Source organism: Leclercia pneumoniae (assembly GCF_017348915.1).
Classification (GTDB): Bacteria; Pseudomonadota; Gammaproteobacteria; order Enterobacterales; family Enterobacteriaceae; genus Enterobacter; species Enterobacter pneumoniae.
On sequence record NZ_CP071383.1, the window covers coordinates 1,707,999 to 1,726,828 of the forward strand.

Sequence of the window (18,830 nt, forward strand, 5' to 3'; positions counted from 1 at the left end):
GTAACCCTTTGTTAAGTAAAGGTTATTTCTATAACTTTTACTTAACAATTGGTTAATAATTTGAGGGGGTCACGTTGACTACGCCATTGAAAAAGATAGTGATTGTGGGCGGCGGCGCAGGCGGGCTAGAGCTGGCGACGCAGCTAGGTAAAAAGCTTGGGCGCGGTAAAAAAGCCAAAATTACGCTTGTGGATCGTAACCATAGCCACCTGTGGAAACCGCTGCTGCACGAAGTCGCAACCGGTTCTCTGGATGAAGGGGTGGACGCCCTGAGCTATCTGGCACATGCCTGCAACCATGATTTTCAGTTCCAGCTGGGTTCCGTGGTGGATATCAATCGTGAAAGTAAAACCATCACTCTGGCAGAGCTGCGTGATGAGAAGGGCGAGCTGCTGGTGCCAGAGCGTAAACTGGCGTACGACACGCTGGTAATGGCGTTGGGCAGTACCTCTAATGATTTCAACACACCGGGCGTGAAAGAGCACTGCATCTTCCTCGATAACCCGCACCAGGCGCGTCGTTTCCATCAGGAGATGCTGAACCTGTTCCTGAAGTACTCCAATAACCTCGGGGCGAGCGGTAAAGTGAACATCGCCATCGTGGGCGGCGGGGCCACCGGCGTGGAGCTCTCTGCTGAACTGCACAACGCGGTGAAACAGCTGCATAGCTACGGTTATAAAGGGCTAACGAACGATGCGCTGAACGTGACCCTGGTTGAAGCAGGCGAACGTATTCTGCCTGCGCTCCCGCCGCGTATTTCCAGTGCCGCACATAACGAACTCACCAAGCTCGGCGTGCGCGTACTGACGCAGACCATGGTGACCAGTGCCGATGCGGGCGGTTTGCATACCAAAGAAGGTGAGTATATTCAGGCCGATCTGATGGTCTGGGCGGCGGGTATTAAAGCCCCTGATTTCATGAAAGATATCGGCGGCCTGGAAACCAACCGTATCAATCAGTTGGTAACCGAACCTACGCTGCAAACCACGCGCGATCCCGATATCTTCGCCATTGGCGACTGTGCTTCCTGCGCCCGCCCGGAAGGCGGTTTCGTGCCACCACGCGCTCAGGCCGCACACCAGATGGCAAGTCTGGTCCTGCACAACATTCTGGCGCAGCGCAAAGGGAAAGAGATGAAGAACTATGTCTACAAAGACCACGGTTCTCTGGTATCGCTCTCTAACTTTTCTACCGTCGGTAGCCTGATGGGCAACCTAATGCGGGGTTCAATGATGGTAGAAGGGCGTATTGCACGTTTCGTCTACATCTCTCTGTACCGTATGCACCAGATTGCACTGCACGGTTACTTCAAAACAGGCCTGATGATGCTGGTAGGCAGAATCAACCGCGTGATACGTCCACGTCTGAAATTGCATTAATCTTCTCGCCCCTCCGCACTCGTCGGAGGGGCTTATTCAGCAGATCCTTCTGTTTCAGTGCCCCTGAAAGTCCAGGAGTTCTCTGAATCACTTCGGTTTCCCCTGTCGTACCACATTTTTAATCCTTTATCCCATTTGCAGACCCCTCTGTCTGGTTGCAGAATTGTTACCAATAGCAACACAAAGGAGGAAGCCCCGTGAATAAGTCAATGTTAGCGGGTATAGGGATTGGCGTAGCTGCTGCGCTGGGTGTGGCGGCGGTTGCCAGTCTTAATGTGTTTCAGAGTGGGCCACAATATGCTCAGGTTGTCTCTGCCACACCGATTAAAGAAACCGTAAAAACGCCGCGTCAGGAGTGCCGTAATGTCACCGTAACGCATCGTCGGCCTGTGCAGGATGAGAACCGTATCGCCGGTTCCGTACTGGGTGCCGTAGCGGGTGGGGTTCTGGGCCATCAGTTTGGTGGTGGCCGCGGTAAAGATGTTGCCACCGTTGTCGGCGCGCTGGGTGGCGGCTATGCCGGCAACCAGGTTCAGGGCGCCATGCAGGATCGTGATACTTACACCACGACCCAGCAGCGTTGCAAGACCGTGTATGACAAGTCCGAAAAAATGCTTGGTTACGACGTGACCTACAAAATTGGCGAACAGCAGGGGAAAATCCGTATGGATAAAGATCCTGGCAGCCAGATCCCGCTGAACGATAAGGGTCAGCTGGTCCTGAATAACAAAGCATAAAAAAGCTGTACTCTGCATTTGCTCCCCATTCGCTCAGGCTGGGGAGCTTTTTTATGCCTGCAATAAAAAGACCTTAAACGCCCGTCTCGATCCCGGCAGGTTTAAGGCCTTTTTCATGTCCACAGTTATCAGATATCGAAGAGATTATGCTGGCGGTGTAAAAACCATCCTGTAAGCAGGATGGAGATAAAAGCAAATAACACAGAACCACCACATAAAATCCAGAGACCAAATAACAATGTTATTACTATTAGCACCTTCAATAATGGTAATAGCAAAATCATCTCTATCAATCCTTCTGTATGTGTAGTCAGAAAGTGTTTTGTCCTTGAGGAGAAGTACGATTTTGCCGCCCGCACAGGGTTCAGGAGAGTAAACGTCATTGTTGTTGTTGTCGTCATGACGTTTGCGCAACTTGTGTTGAACGGCTGCTAATCATTAGCAGAACAATAATCACAAGTTAAGGATAGCAAACGCCTTAATTTATGAGAAAGATTTGGCCTATCGTTTAACAGGCCAAACCCTCTTTCTGTGGCAGGTTTACATCTTAATGAGCTCAGGCCACAAGTGCAGCGTGGTCCGGGTGATGCTCTGTAGCTTTTCGAGGGTTGCCCCTTCACGTGCGCTGATAGACATTCCCTGCAGGACACAGCTGAGATACTGCGCCAGCCGGTCTGTTTCACATTGGGCCGGCATCTCACCGCGCTGTTGCCGTTGGCGAAGAAAAAGGCCAAGTGTCTCTTCCTGCATGGCGTGGCGCGATTTCACCGTATTCGCAATCTCTTTAGAAGAGGCGGCAAGGGTGGCGGAGGTATTAATCATAAAACAGCCCGCCGGGGTCTCTTTACTGGTGAAGCAGGTTGCTACTGCGGTGAAATAGTCACTCAGTGCCTGCTCAACGCTCTTCTCTTCACAAAACAGCTGGGCTTCATGTTTCGCCGCAAACCGGGTGATATAGCGATCCAGCACCGCGCGAAACAGCCCCTCTTTATTGGTGAACTCTGCATACAATGTTGGCGCTTTCGCACCCGTCGCTTCCACCAGATCCGCGAGGGATGTCGCTTCATACCCGTGTTGCCAGAAGAGTGTCATGGCCTTATCAAGCGCCGCGTCCCTGTCGAACACCTTAGGTCGGCCACGGCTTTTTTTAGCGCAACTCGTCACTGTGGTTGTCATAGGCCGTCGTACCTTAGTTGGATTGTTGAATAACCATTATAAAAATAATCTCATGGCGCGACCAGCACTCATTTCAGAAAAATAATTTAATCCTATCTTTATGAAAAATAAAGGATTTGAAATTAATTTAATGATCATTATAAAAATAATGTTGACGCGTGATGGGGATCACACTTACGATTTACCTATCGATCGTTAAGTAATTAACTTGCGACCCCAAATTCATCTGTCAAAAGGCTATAATCATGAAAAACGTAAAAACTTTGATCGCTGCAACCCTGCTCAGTTCCCTCTCTTTCGCCAGCTTCGCCGCGGTTCAGGTGCAGACCACACCTGCCGATCAGCATAAAGTGGGCACTATTTCTGCCAATGCAGGGACTAACCTGAGTTCTCTGGAAAGTGAACTGGCCCAAAAAGCCGATGAGATGGGTGCAACATCCTATCGCATCACCTCCGTGGCCGGTCCTAACAACCTGCACGGTACTGCTGTTATCTATAAATAAGCCCTGGCTAAACCCTCATACTGCCACTGCTTTACCACTGCTTTACCACTGCTAAAAAAAGGCCCTGCATCTGCAGGGCCTTTTTTATTTACATAGACTGGCTGGCAGCCACGTGTCGGGTGACATCGGTGGGCATTCCGGAACGCGCCTCCATCGCTCTTTCCATCACGATGCCGTCAGCCTGGCTTTTAAAAGCCTGCATGCTGGCATTAAGCGTGATGGGCAAGGTTTGCGGATCGTCCTCGATGTTTTTCGACAGGGGCTGATGGATCTCCACAAGGTGTCTGCCATCGGGCTCTACGGAGGCTTTAATCGGCGTATTGATGATATTGACCTTCGTGCCCGGGGTTATTACCCGGAACAGGGTTTCGATGTCGTTATCACGCAGACGAATACAGCCAGAGCTGACGCGCATACCGATACCGAAATCCGCGTTAGTGCCATGCAGTAAATAGACGCCGCCGTAGGCTGCCAGACGAATAGCATGATGGCCCATCGGATTATCCGGCCCGGCAGGCACTACCGCAGGCAAATCGATGCCCTGGGCTTTATAGCGGGCACGAATATTCGCCGTCGGGGTCCAGGTCGGATTGGCGCGCTTGTCCGAGACGGTCGTCACCATGGTGGGTGTTAACGTATTGCTATCCAGCTGCCCGATACCGATGGGATAGACGGTCACCTCATTTTTTCCAGGCGGGTAGTAATAGAGGCGAAGTTCGGCCAGGTTGATCACAATACCTGTGCGTGGTGCATCCGGCAGTAATGTTTGCAGCGGGATGGTCAGTACGCTGCCCGGGCGCGGAACATAAGGGTCGACGCCCGGGTTGGCTTGTAACAGGGCCAGAAAACCGACGTTATAGCGTTTTGCGATCGCCTCCAGCGAGCCGCCGTCATCTTCCACTACGTGAAAGCGATTCTCACCCACCAGACGACTTCCTGCAGCAGGGAGAGGCCAGGTGTTAGCCCGCGCAGGGAGGGCCAGGGCGACGGTGGCGACCAGCGCAAAAAACGTTATCCAGCGAGAAAATCGTTGAGTCATCATCACCAAAATCCATAGCAATAATTGGGTTCATGTTATCTGAACGTTAATTGATAATTATGGTGAATAGATGTGTCGAAAAGTGGCAGGAGATTGCAAAGAGTTTGTAAATTCCCGGCCTGTCAGGCAAGCCGGGGAGGGGGATCAGGCGACGGCGTTCTCTTCCAGCTGGCGCATAAAGTTTCGTACCCACTCCATGCGGGTCTTGCGCTCCGTCAGCTCCTGGGTGAACTTGAGATGGGTCGGGCCATCCAGGCGGAAGTGCTGGGGCTCTTTCTGCAGCAGGCCAATCAGCCACATCGGGTCGACGTGATTCTTCTCAGCAAACTCGATCATGCCCCCTTTTTCGTTACCTTCCAGCTTGCGTATACCCAGTTTCTGCGCCTGCTGACGAAGGCGAGCGATATCCAGTAGATTACGTGCCGCATCGGGGAGCAGGCCAAAGCGATCGATCAGCTCGACTTTTATCTCCTCCAGCTCGGCCTCCTTTTTGGCGCTGGCGATGCGCTTATAGAAGGAGAGGCGAGTATTGACGTCAGGGATGAAATCATCCGGCAGCAGAGAAGGCATGCGTAACTCGACCTCCGTTTGCTGGCTGGTCAGATCTTCGAGCGACGGCTCCCGTCCCGCTTTCAGGGCATCGACGGCGTTTTCCAGCAATTCCATATAGAGCGAGAAGCCAATGGTTTCCATCGAGCCGCTCTGGTCTTCCCCTAACAGTTCGCCCGCGCCGCGAATTTCCAGATCGTGGGTCGCCAGCGCAAAACCTGCCCCCAGATCTTCCAGCGAGGCGAGAGCTTCGAGGCGTTTTTGCGCGTCGGTGGTCATCGCTTTCGGGTGCGGGGTTAACAGCCAGGCGTAAGCCTGGTGATGCGAACGGCCCACGCGGCCACGCAACTGGTGCAACTGCGCCAGGCCAAAGTGGTCCGCACGTTCAATAATGATGGTATTCGCCGTCGGGATATCGATGCCGGTTTCAATGATAGTGGTGCAGACCAGCACGTTAAAGCGCTGGTGGTGGAAATCATTCATGACCCTTTCCAGCTCGCGTTCGCGCATCTGGCCATGGCCAATGGCGACGCGGGCCTCAGGCACCAGTTCGGCCAGTCGATCTGCGGCCTTCTGGATGTTCTCCACGTCGTTATACAGATAGTAAACCTGTCCACCACGTAGCACTTCGCGCAGGATCGCTTCGCGTACTACCAGGCTATCGTACTCGCGTACAAAGGTTTTCACCGCCAGACGGCGCGCCGGTGGGGTGGCGATAATCGACAGATCGCGCATGCCGCTCATGGCCATATTGAGCGTACGGGGGATCGGCGTTGCGGTGAGGGTCAGGATATCCACATCCGCACGCATCGCTTTGATGCGCTCTTTATGACGCACGCCGAAACGGTGCTCTTCATCGACAATGAGCAGTCCCAGATCTTTCCATTTCACGTCGCTTTGCAGCAGTTTATGGGTACCGATCAGGATATCGATTTTGCCTTCGCTTGCCTCCTGCAGGATCTGCGTCTGCTCTTTAGCGCTCCGGAAACGGGACAGCATTTCGATGCGCACGGGCCAGTTGGCGAAACGGTCGCGGAAGTTATCGTAGTGCTGCTGTGCCAGCAGGGTGGTCGGTACCAGCACCGCCACCTGCTTGTTGTTCTCCACGGCGAGGAAGGCGGCGCGCATTGCCACTTCGGTTTTACCGAAGCCGACGTCGCCGCACACCAGTCGGTCCATCGCCAGCGGCTGACACATGTCGCTCAGCACCGCATTAATCGCCTGGCTCTGATCCGGGGTGGTCTCAAAGGGGAAACTTTCACAGAAGAGCTGGTACTGTTCTTTATCATGCTTAAAGGCGTAGCCCGTTTTGGCCGCACGCTGAGCATAGATATCCAGCAGTTCCGCCGCCACGTCACGCACTTTCTCTGCCGCTTTCTGACGCGCACGCGACCAGGCATCCCCCCCCAGTTTATGCAGCGGGGCGTTATCTTCCGCACCGCCGGCGTAGCGGCTGATCAGATGCAGCGAAGAGACGGGCACATACAGTTTGGCGTCGTTGGCGTAGGTGAGCATCAGGTACTCCCCTTTGATGCCGCCGGCTTCAAGGGTGGTCATCCCGGCGTAGCGACCCACGCCATGCTCCAGATGGACGATAGGCTGGCCTGGATGCAGTTCTGCCAGGTTACGGATCAGCGTGTCCGGGTTTATGGTGCGACGGCTATCCTGGCGACGACGCGCCACGCGCTCGCCCAGCAGATCGCTTTCGCAGATCAGGGCCCGGTTGTTGAGGGTATCGACAAAGCCATGCTCGGCGGCACCTATCATCAGATAGCGGCCATTGCCGGTCGCCTCGTCGAGGCGCAGAATGCGTTTAGGTGCGAGCTTAATTCGCCCCAGCAACTCGCCCAGCGCTTCACGACGGCCTTCGCTTTCTACGGAGAAGATCACCGGGCCGGTAAAGCTTTCAAGGAATTTGCGCAAATTGTCCAGAGGTGACTTCTGCTGGGCCTGCACCGCCAGGTCTGGCAGTTTCTGGAAACCGAGATTGGTGTTTGCCGCTTTTTCTGCGAGATTTTCAGTTTTAAGCTGCATGCGCGGCCAGCGCTTCAGCTCGCTGAACAGTTCATCGCTGCGTAGCCACAGCTGTTCGGGTGGCAGCAACGGACGCATCGGGTCTACGCCGCGGTTCTCATAACGCGCACGGGTTTCGCTCTCAAAACGGTTTGCGCTACTTTCCAGATCGCCGGTGTTCACCACCAGGGTATTGGCCGGGAAATAGCTAAACAGCGGCGGCAGCGGCTCGCTGAAGAACAATGGCTGCCAGTATTCAATGCCCGCGGGCAAGGTGCCTTTGCTCACCTGCTGATAGATATGTTCAGCGTCACGTTTCACATCGAACTTATCCCGCCACTGACTCCGGAACAGCTCAATGGCGGTTTTATCCGTCGGGAACTCATGGGCCGGCAGCAGATTAATGGCTTCTACCTCTTCCAGCGTTCGCTGTGTATCGGCATCGAATACGCGCAGGCTATCGATCTCATCGTCGAAGAAATCCAGACGATAAGGGCGATCGCTGCCCATAGGATAGAGGTCGAGCAGCGCGCCGCGCGTAGCATATTCACCGTGCTCCATCACCTGGTCCACATGACGATAGCCCGCACTGTCGAGTTGCGCTCGCAGGGCATCACGCGATAAACGCTGCCCTTTTTTCATCACCAGCGCATGGCCATGCAGGTAGCTGTGGGGGCAGACGCGCTGCATCAGCGTATTGACCGGCACAATCAACACCCCGCGCTGCATAGAAGGCAGTTGGTACAGCGTTGAGAGGCGCGACGAGATAATCTCCTGGTGCGGGGAGAAGCTGTCGTAGGGGAGGGTCTCCCAGTCGGCAAGGCTGAACACCAGGCTGTCGGTAAATTGACGAATTTCATCATGCAGGCGCAGGGCGTTCTGCATATCTGGCGCAACCAGCACCACCGGCCCTGGATGACGTTCAGCGATCTCCGCCACCAGCGTGGCGCAGGCCGCGCCCGTGAGTTCACCCAACTGGCGTTGGTCGCCCGCTTTGTTGGGCAGGGAATAACGATATTGTTCAGACATAGCTTAGTCAGGATCTCTTATGGGCATATCACTGATACACAATGTCTTTATTATCCTTGATCGTTTTGCTTTAGCAAACCGGAACCGCACGGGAGGAGAAGGCGCCCCCCGTCGGGAGCGCCTGGAGGCTAGCGTGAAGCCTGTAACGCTGGGGGGGAGAAGAAAAGATCGCCAAACAGAATGCCCGACAGTTTACGCGTACCCAGTCCAACCAGGGTGCAGATCAGCAGGCTGGCAAACGGGTAAAACAGTACCAGCGTGAGTTCCGCCCACTGAGGCCATGTCGCCGCATTCATCTGGCCAATAAAGAACAGGCTGAAAGCCTCGATCAGAATGCGGTGCGTGGTATAGATGGCAATGGTGTTGGAGCCAATCACGTTAAGCAGATTGTTCGGTTGCACGCTATAGCGCTGCTCAAAGCCGTAAAAAAGCTTCATGATCAGCAGAATCGACAGCAGCGAGAGCAGCAGCGGCGCGTTGGCAAACCACAGCACGACCGAAATAGCGGCGAAAAGCGCCACCGGTAGCACGTTACGACGCAGCGCCAGCCCTTTCATCCATGTCATCAGCTGTGCGCCGTACCAGGCCCCCAGGCTGTAGTAAATGGCATTACGGACCACGCTGTTCATGCCCCACCAGGGTAACGGCAGGAAGTTAATCGCCACGCTTGCCAGCGCCAGCAGGGCGATCATGGGCACTTTCCAGCGGCTAAAGAATTTACACAGGGTGAAATAGACCACCAGCGCGTACAGATACCAGAGACTGGTACTGGCGGTGAGCATGCCTTTGATAAAGTCCGGTAAGGTAGCGGCGTAAGCGGCGTTGGAGCCGAGGGACAGTTCGCGCTCGGGTGCCAGCCAGGCGTTGATATGGCTCAGGGCTTGCCACTGCAGAACGCCCCACAGAATCAGTACCCAGACGATGCTCCAGATCCGTTTATCGATACTGTCACGCCAGGTCACCTCGTCGATGTACCGGCGAATCAAAAAACCGGAGATAAAGAAAAATACCGGCATACGAAAAGGGGCGAGATAAAGATTAAAGTAGACCCAGCATTTCGCCAGCAGCGCTGAAAGGGGAAGTTGTAGTGCATCCAGATGCGGATAAAAAGTGATCACCGAGTGATAAATGACCACTAAACAGATGCAAAGTCCTTTTATCTGATTAATCCATAATGCTTTTTGTTTCATCGGAAACCGATACCTGTATTGCCAAAAACGAACCGTTAAGTCTGCTAAGGGGCGCTAGTGATGTAATGGGTAAGAGTCTGTATCCGGGCGTTTTTAAGAAAAGGTGGAGGGAGTTTGCGGCTATGTTGCCCACAATTGTGACCTTAGCTGACTGATTTCCGTTGTTTTTTCGGAAAAATGAGAAGCAAAGCTTAGGGTTTCAGTCATTTACGCTTCACGGATTCGCTTATATACTCGTGGGTCTGCTATCAGCAAACAGACGGATTTCATGTACCAACCTGTCGCACTATTCATAGGCTTACGTTATATGCGTGGGCGCGCCGCGGACCGCTTCGGTCGCTTTGTCTCCTGGCTCTCTACCATTGGTATTACGCTTGGCGTGATGGCGTTGGTGACGGTGCTGTCGGTGATGAACGGCTTCGAGCGCGAGCTGCAAAACAATATTCTGGGGCTGATGCCGCAGGCCGTTCTCTCTTCTGCCAACGGGTCGGTTAACCCTCAACAGCTACCGGAAAGCGCGGTGAAGTTGCAGGGCGTAAACCGCGTCGCGCCGCTTACCACCGGTGATGTGGTGCTCCAAAGCGCCCGCAGCGTGGCGGTGGGCGTGATGCTCGGTATCGATCCGGCGCAAAAAGATCCGCTCACCCCTTATCTGGTTAATGTGAAGCAGACCGACCTGCAGCCCGGCCAATATAACGTGATCCTTGGCGAACAGCTGGCCGGGCAACTGGGCGTAAACCGTGGCGATCAGCTCCGGATCATGGTGCCTTCTGCCAGCCAGTTTACGCCGATGGGGCGCCTGCCGAGCCAGCGTCTCTTTAACGTGATTGGCACCTTTGCCGCCAGCAGTGAAGTCGATGGCTATCAGATGCTGGTGAATATTCAGGATGCCTCACGCCTGATGCGCTACCCGGCGGGCAATATCACCGGCTGGCGTCTGTGGCTGAATGAGCCATTGAAGGTTGACGTGCTCAGCCAGCAGACCCTGCCAGAAGGGACCAAATGGCAGGACTGGCGCGACCGCAAAGGCGAGCTGTTCCAGGCCGTGCGCATGGAAAAGAATATGATGGGCCTGCTGCTGAGCCTGATCGTCGCCGTGGCGGCGTTTAATATCATTACCTCGCTGGGGCTGATGGTAATGGAGAAGCAGGGCGAGGTGGCGATTCTCCAGACCCAGGGGCTGACGCCGCGCCAGATTATGGCGGTCTTTATGGTTCAGGGGGCCAGCGCCGGGATTGTCGGTGCGCTGTTGGGCGCCGTACTGGGGGCGCTACTCGCCAGCCAGTTGAACAATTTAATGCCTATTATCGGCGCACTGCTTGATGGTGCGGCGTTGCCGGTCGCCATCGAGCCGCTGCAGGTCGTGGGTATCGCGCTGGCCGCGATGGCCATTGCGCTGCTCTCTACGCTTTACCCTTCCTGGCGCGCTGCCGCCACTCAACCCGCTGAGGCTTTACGTTATGAATAAGATCCTGTTGCAATGCGACAACCTGTGCAAACGCTATCAGGAAGGCAACGTGCAGACTGATGTCCTGCACAATGTCAGCTTCAGCGTAGGAGAAGGGGAGATGATGGCCATTGTCGGGACCTCTGGCTCTGGCAAAAGTACCTTGTTGCACCTGCTCGGCGGACTGGATACCCCCACTTCCGGGGATGTGATTTTCTCCGGTACGCCGCTCAGTACCATGTCTTCAACGGCGAAGGCCGATCTGCGTAACCGCGAGCTGGGCTTTATTTATCAGTTCCACCATCTGCTGCCCGATTTTACCGCGCTGGAAAACGTGGCCATGCCGCTGCTGATCGGTAAAAAGAGACCGGCAGAGATCAATGAGCGCGCCAGCGCGATGCTGAATGCAGTTGGTCTGGGCCATCGTGGTAATCACCGTCCATCGGAACTCTCTGGCGGTGAACGCCAGCGCGTGGCCATTGCCCGTGCGTTGGTCAATAATCCGCGTCTGGTGCTGGCGGATGAGCCGACCGGTAACCTGGATGCCCGTAACGCCGACAGCATTTTCCAACTGCTAGGTGAACTGAACGCCTCTCAGGGTACAGCCTTCCTGGTCGTGACCCACGACCTGCAGCTGGCGAAACGGATGTCGCGCCAGCTTGAGATGCGCGACGGCCGTTTGAATGCGGAACTGACCCTGATGGGGGCAGATTAATGGCTTCACCATTATCGTTACTTATCGGCCTGCGCTTTAGCCGTGGCCGCCGCCGTAGCGGCATGGTATCGCTGATCTCGGTGATCTCCACCGTGGGTATCGCGCTGGGCGTGGCGGTATTAATCGTCGGCCTGAGCGCCATGAACGGTTTCGAGCGCGAGCTGAACAATCGTATTCTGGCGGTGGTGCCGCATGGCGAGATCGAGCCGGTTAATCAACCCTGGAATAACTGGAACGAGGCGCTAAACAAAGTAGAGAAGGTGCCCGGTGTGGCTGCCGCTGCGCCCTATATCAACTTTACCGGCCTGGTGGAGAGCGGCGTTAATCTGCGTGCGATTCAGGTAAAGGGGGTTAACCCTCGTCAGGAAGAGAAACTGAGCGCATTGCCGCAATTTGTGAAAGACGGCGCATGGACGGGCTTTAAAGCGGGCGAACAACAGATCATTATAGGCAAAGGGGTGGCCGACGCGCTGAAAGTGAAGCAGGGCGACTGGGTCTCGATCATGATCCCGAATGCCAGCGCCGATCATAAATTGCAGCAGCCGAAGCGCGTGCGCTTGCACGTTACCGGCATCCTGCAGCTGAGCGGCCAGCTTGATCACAGCTTTGCCATGGTCCCGCTGGAAGATGCCCGTCAGTATCTGGATATGGGTAGCAGCGTCACCGGTATTGCCATCAAGGTGAACGACGTCTTTAACGCTAACAAGCTGGTGCGCGACGCAGGCGAAGTGACCAATAGCTATGTCTATATCAAGAGCTGGATTGGCACCTATGGCTATATGTATCGCGATATTCAGATGATCCGCGCCATTATGTATCTGGCGATGGTGCTGGTGATTGGCGTGGCCTGCTTTAACATTGTCTCGACGCTGGTAATGGCGGTGAAGGACAAGAGTGGCGACATTGCGGTGCTGCGTACTCTCGGCGCCAAAGACGGTCTTATTCGTGCCATTTTCGTCTGGTATGGTTTGCTCGCCGGGCTGCTGGGAAGCCTCTGTGGTGTAGTGATTGGCGTAGTGGTTTCTCTGCAACTCACCCCAATTATCAATGGAATTGAGCGTCTAATCGGCCATCAGTTCCTCTCTGGCGATATCTATTTTATTGACTTCCTGCCGTCTGAATTGCATTGGCTGGACGTCGTTTATGTGCTGATTACAGCACTTTTGTTGAGTCTGCTGGCAAGCTGGTATCCGGCGCGTCGCGCAAGCCGAATCGATCCGGCGAGGGTGCTAAGTGGCCAGTAATTACGTCTTGATGTAGCGATCGCAAGGCCGCTATATCGAAAGAGGAATGCACTATGTATTACGGATTTGATATTGGCGGCACCAAAATTGCGCTCGGCGTGTTTGATGAGAATCTCAAACTGCAGTGGGAAACCCGCGTTCCCACGCCGCATGAAAGCTACGATGAATTCTTAACTACTCTCGTCGCGCTGGTGGGGCAGGCCGATGCGCGCTTTGGTGTGACAGGCAGCGTGGGGATAGGTATCCCCGGCATGCCGGAAACCGATGACGGCACGCTCTACGCCGCCAACGTGCCTGCGGCCAGCGGTAAACCCCTGCGCGCGGATCTCAGCCGCCTGTTGGCGCGCGATGTGCGTCTGGATAACGACGCAAACTGTTTTGCCCTCTCTGAAGCCTGGGACGATGAGTTTCGCCGTTATCCACTGGTTATGGGGCTGATTCTCGGCACCGGCGTCGGCGGCGGGCTTATTATTGATGGCAAACCGATCACCGGCCGCAGTTACATAACCGGCGAGTTTGGTCATATCCGGCTTCCTGTCGATGCGCTGGAGGTCGTCGGTCGCGATTTCCCGCTTATCCGCTGTGGTTGCGGCCAGCTTGGCTGCATTGAGAATTACTTGTCAGGCCGTGGATTTGCATGGCTATATGAACACTTCTATCATCAAAAAATGCAGGCACCCGAAATCATCGCCCTGTGGAATCAGGGAGATGAACAGGCGAAAGCGCATGTTGAGCGCTATCTCGACCTGCTGGCGGTCTGTCTGGGTAACATACTTACCGTCGTCGATCCTGACCTGTTGGTCATTGGCGGCGGATTATCAAACTTTACCGCGATCACGGAGCGGTTATCAGAACGTTTACCACGGCATTTGTTGCCGGTTGCCCGCCTGCCGCGCATTGAAAAAGCGCGCCATGGGGATGCCGGGGGAATGCGCGGTGCGGCGTTCCTGCACCTCAGCCGCTAGCCAGAAGAGGTTTTTATGTTGTCGCGTCGGTCACATCGCCTCACCCGTTTTCGCAGAAATAAACGTCGTTTGCGTGAACGCTTACGCCAGCGAATATTCTTCAGAGATCAGGTAATGCCAGAATTAATGGAAAAACCGAGAGTAGTGGTGCTGACCGGAGCAGGGATCTCCGCAGAGTCAGGCATTCGCACCTTCCGGGCCGCTGATGGGCTGTGGGAAGAGCACCGTGTGGAGGACGTCGCAACGCCGGAAGGTTTTGCCCGTAACCCGCAGCTGGTCCAGTCGTTTTACAATGCGCGTCGCCGTCAGCTGCAATCTGCTGAAATTGCCCCTAACGCGGCGCATCTGGCGCTGGCGAGGCTGGAAGAGGCGCTGGGCGATCGCTTCCTGCTGGTGACGCAGAACATCGATAATCTCCATGAGCGCGCGGGTAACAAGAATGTTATCCATATGCACGGTGAACTGCTCAAGGTACGCTGCGCCTGGAGCGGCCAGGTGCTGGAGTGGCCTGGCGATGTCACCCCTGATGACAAATGCCACTGCTGTCAGTTTCCGTCGGCGCTGCGCCCGCACGTCGTCTGGTTCGGCGAAATGCCGCTGGGTATGGATGAGATCTACAGCGCGCTGGCGATGGCCGATGTGTTTATCGCCATTGGCACCTCCGGGCATGTCTATCCCGCAGCCGGGTTCGTCCATGAGGCGAAACTGCAGGGGGCACATACGGTAGAGCTTAATCTTGAACCGAGCCAGGTGGGAAGCGAATTTGAAGAGAAACAGTACGGTCTGGCCAGTGAAGTGGTGCCGGCGTTCGTAGAAAAGTTACTGAAGGGATTGTAAAAGAGAGGTGAGGGCCCAGGCCCTCACCGTATTTATTAGCGACCTGCTTTCAACTTCTGATAATACTCTTCGTAGATGCGGCTGGCGTCGCCCACATCGTTTTGCCACTCACCTTTACTGATAGTTTCGGCATCAGGATAGAGCGTCTTATCGTTCGCCACGTCCGGGCTGAGCAGTTTACGCGCCGCGAGATTCGGGGTCGGGTAGCCAATGGTTTCTGCCACCTCTTTGGCCACATCCGGGCGCAGCAGGAAGTTAATCAGCTTCATGGCGCCATCTACGTTCCTGGCGTTTGCCGGGATCGCGAGGCTGTCCATCCAGAAGATGCCCCCCTCTTTTGGCCAGATGACCTCCAGCGGGGTACCGGCCTGACGCGCCACATACGCCGAACCGTTCCACACCATGCCGAGGTTCACTTCCCCTTCCATGTACGGGTTCGCCGGGTTATCGGAGTTAAAGGCCGCCACGTTAGGCATCAGCTTTCTCAGCTCGTTGTAGGCGGCTTCGATCTCTTTCGGATCGGTGGTGTTGCCGGAATAACCGAGTTTACGCAGCGCCATCTGGAACACTTCGCGCGCATCGTCGGTCAACAGCAGGCTACCCTTATACTCGGGTTTCCACAGATCGGCCCAGCTGGTCACCGTTTTCGGATCCATCTCGTCACGGTTTACGCCAATCGCGGTGGCACCCCAGATATAGGGAATGGAGTAGTCGTTGTTAGGATCGAAGGGTTTGTTCAGCATCTCAGGATCGAGGTTAGCGAAGTTGGTCAGCTTCGTCTTATCGATCTTCTGGATCATCCCCTCTTTACGCATTTTATCCACGAAATAGGTCGAGGGTACAACCAGATCGTAGGCGCCGTCTTTATAGGTTTTGAGCTTGGCATACATGGTTTCGTTCGACTCGTAGGTCGAATAGATCACCTTGATACCGGTCTCTTTGGTGAACTGCTCCAGCAGGCCTGGCGGCACATACTCGGTCCAGTTATAGAAGTAGAGTGTTTTACTGTCGTCCGCGTGCGCAGCGCTCATACCGAAAGCAAGCGCGCCAGCCGCGAGCAGGTGGCGTGACCATTTCATCATTTTAACGTCCCCTGAACTTTTGTTTTATCACGAGCAATAAGCTGGCTGGTAATAACCAGAACCAGCGATAACGTCAACAGAATGGTGGCCAGCGCGTTCACCTCCGGCGAGACGCCCACTTTAACCATCGAATAAATTTTCAGCGGCAAGATCTCATAGCTCGGCCCGGTGACGAACGAAGAAACCACGACGTCGTCCATCGACAGGGTAAAGCTCAACAACCATCCGGCTGCCACCGCAGGCATCGCCAGCGGCAGGAGGATCTTGCGCAGAATCACCATCTCACTGGCACCCAGATCTTTCGCCGCTTCCAGCATGCGCACGTCAAATCCCTTCAGACGGGAGTAAACCGTCACCACCACGAAAGGCAGGCAGAAGGTGATATGCGAAAAGAGCAGCGACCAGAAGCCGAGTTGTACGCCCAGCAGCATAAACAGCACCAGCAGCGATATGGCCATTACAATGTCCGGAGACATCATCACCACAAACAGCATGCCGCTCACAAACGGCTTGCCGCGAAAGCGGTAACGGTAGAGGGCCACGGCGGTCAGCGAGCCAATCAAGGTCGCAAACGTGGCCGAGACGATTGCCATCGTCAACGAATGCTGCGCAGCCTGAAGCAAACTGTCGTTGTTGACCAGCAGGCTATACCACTTGGTGGTAAAACCCTGCCAGTTAATCCCGAAACGTGAACTGTTAAATGAATTCACAATCAGGATGATGATGGGAATATACAAATAAGCATAGATGGCGGTCATAAAACCGCCGCGAAGCAGTCGACCCATCATTCCAGCTCACCTTTTTTGTTAAGCAGTCGGGATGCGCGCCAGTAGACCATTAGCATCAGCCCCATAACCACCGTCAGCGTGATGCTGGTGGCGGAGCCAAACGGCCAGTCGCGAATATTGAGGAACTGGCTTTTGATGACGTTGCCAATCAGCAGGTTTTTCGCGCCACCCATCAGATCCGAGACGTAGAACAGCCCCATGGCCGGCAGTATCACCAGCAGGCAACCGGCGATGATACCCGGCATCGTCAGCGGCAGGATTATCCGGATAAAGGTCTGCATCTTACTGGCGCCGAGGTCTCTTGCCGCTTCCAGCAGCGGCTTATCGAGCTTCTCGATGCTGGAGTAGAGCGGCATCACCATAAAGGGCAGGAGTATATAAACCAGGCCGATAATGACGGCACCCGGGGTGTACATAATGCGAAGCGGGGTCTCAATGATCCCCAGCCACAGTAAAAATTCGTTCAGATACCCTTTGGTACTAAGGAAAATCTTCAGGCCATAGATGCGAATCAGAGAGTTGGTCCAGAATGGCACAATCAGCAGAAACAGCAGCAGCGGGCGAATTTTCTGTGGCAGACGCGCCAGAAACCAGGCGAAGGGATAGCCCAGTACCAGACAGGCGAGGGTGGCTATCACGGCCATGTTCAGCGAGTGCATCAGCACCTGGAAATAGAGCGGATCCAGCAGGCGCGCGTAGTTATCCAGCGTAAAGACCAGCTTAACGAAGTGGGCATCGTCACGGGTCAAAAAGCTGGTGGCGATGATCATCAGGTTGGGTAAGAAGACAAACAACACAAGCCAACCGACGATAGTGGCAATCACCACATTCTGGAACTTACTTGTGTTCTTCATCAGCCAGTACGACCTCCCAGCTCTCTACCCAGTTAATGGCCATTTTCTGGTCAAGGGAGTGGTCGAAGTCCGGATCGTCTTCATTGAAGAACTCACTGACCAACACCATTTTGCCATTTTCGAGTTCAACCACCGACTCCAGGGTCATGCCCTTATAGTTGCGCTCGCGGATATAACCAATCAGACCTTCGACGTCGCTGCTGTCATGGACCTCGTCAACGCGCAGATCTTCCGGGCGCAGCATCACGTTCAGCTTTTGCCCTTTTTCTACCGCAAAGTTAACGGTGATGTTGCACTCATGGCCTTCGACGCTGGCGCGGACGCGCTGCGCATCCAGGCGTTCGATAACCGTGGCGCTAAAGTTATTGATCTCACCAATAAAGCTGGCGACAAAGAGGTTTTTCGGCTCTTCATAGATCTCACGCGGCGTGCCGTCTTGCTCGATTTTGCCTTCGCGCATCACGACGATACGGTCGGACATTGTCAGCGCCTCTTCCTGATCGTGCGTCACGAAAACAAAGGTGATGCCCAGCTTACGCTGTAGCGCTTTCAATTCGTTCTGCATCTGTTTGCGCAGTTTGTAATCCAGCGCGGAGAGCGATTCGTCGAGTAACAACAGGCGGGGTTTGTTCACTACCGCGCGGGCAATGGCGACGCGCTGCTGTTGTCCACCTGAGAGCTGATGCGGCTTGCGCTGGGCAAACTCTTCCAGCTGCACCATGCGCAGCGCCTCCGTCACACGCGGGGCAATCTCCTGCGCCGGGGTTTTCTGCATGCGCAGGCCAAAAGCGACATTTTCAAAGACCGTCATATGCGGGAAGAGGGCGTAGCTCTGGAAGACGGTATTGACGTGGCGATGCTCGGCAGGGACGTCGGTGATATCCTGGTTTTCAAGATGAATATGGCCGGTGTCGACGTTTTCCAGCCCGGCGATCAGGCGCAATACTGTTGTCTTACCGCAGCCAGAGGGGCCGAGAAGCGTAAGGAACTCGCCGTTGTTAATGGTCAAATTAAGGTCGGCGATAACGGTTTTACCATCAAAACTCTTATTAATGCCCGATAAAAGCACCAGCGGTGACAGTGAACCTGGTTGTGTATTCAATTTATGACTCTGTCCCATATCGACGCTGCGATCTATCTAACGCAGCGGGGTTTGTGTGTAACCACCTTGGTGACTCGTAATGAGGGCGGCCATTCTACGGCAAACCATTGAATTCGCCAATCCTTGATGCTCCCCGATAAGCTACCTTTATTAGCAACGGGATGAGATAAACGAAAAATAT

The 18,830-nt window shown here is 54.7% G+C and carries 16 protein-coding genes; 8 read left to right on the forward strand and 8 right to left on the reverse strand.

The genetic code is table 11. The features are described 5' to 3' along the window. Nucleotides 1–74 precede the first annotated feature (74 nt). Together JZ655_RS08070 and JZ655_RS08075 are read left to right on the forward strand one after the other, a co-directional pair. Complete coding sequence (locus JZ655_RS08070) at nt 75–1,379, forward strand: NAD(P)/FAD-dependent oxidoreductase (protein ID WP_207293482.1); 1,305 nt, start codon at nt 75–77, stop codon at nt 1,377–1,379. 197 nt (nt 1,380–1,576) lie between these two features. Then, entirely contained in the window at nt 1,577–2,116 is a 540-nt protein-coding gene (locus JZ655_RS08075) for a glycine zipper 2TM domain-containing protein (protein WP_072039520.1), read from the forward strand. A 540-nt stretch (nt 2,117–2,656) separates the two neighbouring features. On the opposite strand, the gene JZ655_RS08080 is transcribed toward JZ655_RS08075, so the two are convergent. Then, on the reverse strand, nt 2,657–3,292 hold the full coding sequence (locus JZ655_RS08080; RefSeq protein WP_207293483.1) for a TetR/AcrR family transcriptional regulator: 636 nt from the start codon (nt 3,290–3,292) through the stop codon (nt 2,657–2,659). A 245-nt stretch (nt 3,293–3,537) separates the two neighbouring features. Here JZ655_RS08080 and bhsA point away from each other — a divergent pair, with 245 nt between their 5' ends. Next, complete coding sequence (gene bhsA, locus JZ655_RS08085) at nt 3,538–3,795, forward strand: multiple stress resistance protein BhsA (protein WP_040076128.1); 258 nt, start codon at nt 3,538–3,540, stop codon at nt 3,793–3,795. Between the two features lie 88 nt (nt 3,796–3,883). Here the strand turns inward: bhsA and ldtC are convergent, their stop codons facing one another. The 3 genes from ldtC to JZ655_RS08100 form a co-directional block, all read right to left on the reverse strand. Continuing rightward, entirely contained in the window at nt 3,884–4,837 is a 954-nt protein-coding gene (ldtC, locus tag JZ655_RS08090; protein WP_249220520.1) for a L,D-transpeptidase LdtC, read from the reverse strand. Between the two features lie 141 nt (nt 4,838–4,978). Next, nucleotides 4,979–8,425, reverse strand: coding sequence for a transcription-repair coupling factor (gene mfd, locus JZ655_RS08095; RefSeq protein ID WP_207293485.1), 3,447 nt, complete (start codon nt 8,423–8,425; stop codon nt 4,979–4,981). Between the two features lie 128 nt (nt 8,426–8,553). Beyond that, complete coding sequence (locus JZ655_RS08100; protein ID WP_207293486.1) at nt 8,554–9,615, reverse strand: acyltransferase family protein; 1,062 nt, start codon at nt 9,613–9,615, stop codon at nt 8,554–8,556. Nucleotides 9,616–9,883: 268 nt separating this feature from the next. On the opposite strand from JZ655_RS08100, the gene lolC reads away from it, so the two are divergent. The 5 genes from lolC to cobB are packed head-to-tail and all read left to right on the forward strand — an operon-like array spanning nt 9,884 to nt 14,823. Then, nucleotides 9,884–11,083: a lipoprotein-releasing ABC transporter permease subunit LolC gene (gene lolC, locus JZ655_RS08105; protein ID WP_207293487.1), complete on the forward strand. Its 1,200-nt coding sequence runs from the start codon at nt 9,884–9,886 to the stop codon at nt 11,081–11,083. Continuing rightward, complete coding sequence (gene lolD / locus JZ655_RS08110; RefSeq protein ID WP_040076120.1) at nt 11,076–11,777, forward strand: lipoprotein-releasing ABC transporter ATP-binding protein LolD; 702 nt, start codon at nt 11,076–11,078, stop codon at nt 11,775–11,777. The genes lolC and lolD overlap by 8 nt, the downstream gene beginning before the upstream one ends. Continuing rightward, a complete protein-coding gene (lolE, locus tag JZ655_RS08115) occupies nt 11,777–13,021 on the forward strand; it encodes a lipoprotein-releasing ABC transporter permease subunit LolE (protein WP_040076119.1) in 1,245 nt (414 codons plus the stop codon). Before lolD ends, lolE begins: the two co-directional genes overlap by 1 nt. A gap of 53 nt (nt 13,022–13,074) precedes the next feature. Further along, a complete protein-coding gene (gene nagK / locus JZ655_RS08120) occupies nt 13,075–13,986 on the forward strand; it encodes an N-acetylglucosamine kinase (protein ID WP_207293488.1) in 912 nt (303 codons plus the stop codon). 15 nt (nt 13,987–14,001) lie between these two features. Then, nucleotides 14,002–14,823: a Sir2 family NAD+-dependent deacetylase gene (cobB, locus tag JZ655_RS08125; protein WP_207293489.1), complete on the forward strand. Its 822-nt coding sequence runs from the start codon at nt 14,002–14,004 to the stop codon at nt 14,821–14,823. A 35-nt stretch (nt 14,824–14,858) separates the two neighbouring features. On the opposite strand, the gene potD is transcribed toward cobB, so the two are convergent. Genes potD through potA form a run of 4 tightly spaced genes read right to left on the reverse strand, consistent with a single transcriptional unit; the run spans nt 14,859 to nt 18,667 of the window. Next, nucleotides 14,859–15,905: a spermidine/putrescine ABC transporter substrate-binding protein PotD gene (gene potD, locus JZ655_RS08130; RefSeq protein ID WP_207293490.1), complete on the reverse strand. Its 1,047-nt coding sequence runs from the start codon at nt 15,903–15,905 to the stop codon at nt 14,859–14,861. Beyond that, on the reverse strand, nt 15,902–16,693 hold the full coding sequence (gene potC, locus JZ655_RS08135) for a spermidine/putrescine ABC transporter permease PotC (RefSeq protein WP_207293491.1): 792 nt from the start codon (nt 16,691–16,693) through the stop codon (nt 15,902–15,904). Before potC ends, potD begins: the two co-directional genes overlap by 4 nt. Continuing rightward, the gene (gene potB / locus JZ655_RS08140; RefSeq protein ID WP_040076113.1) at nt 16,690–17,547 is read right to left on the reverse strand and encodes a spermidine/putrescine ABC transporter permease PotB; all 858 of its coding nucleotides are present in this window, start codon (nt 17,545–17,547) and stop codon (nt 16,690–16,692) included. Before potB ends, potC begins: the two co-directional genes overlap by 4 nt. Next, nucleotides 17,531–18,667, reverse strand: a complete 1,137-nt coding sequence (gene potA, locus JZ655_RS08145) for a spermidine/putrescine ABC transporter ATP-binding protein PotA (protein ID WP_046885683.1) — start codon at nt 18,665–18,667, stop codon at nt 17,531–17,533. Before potA ends, potB begins: the two co-directional genes overlap by 17 nt. Nucleotides 18,668–18,830 lie beyond the last annotated feature (163 nt).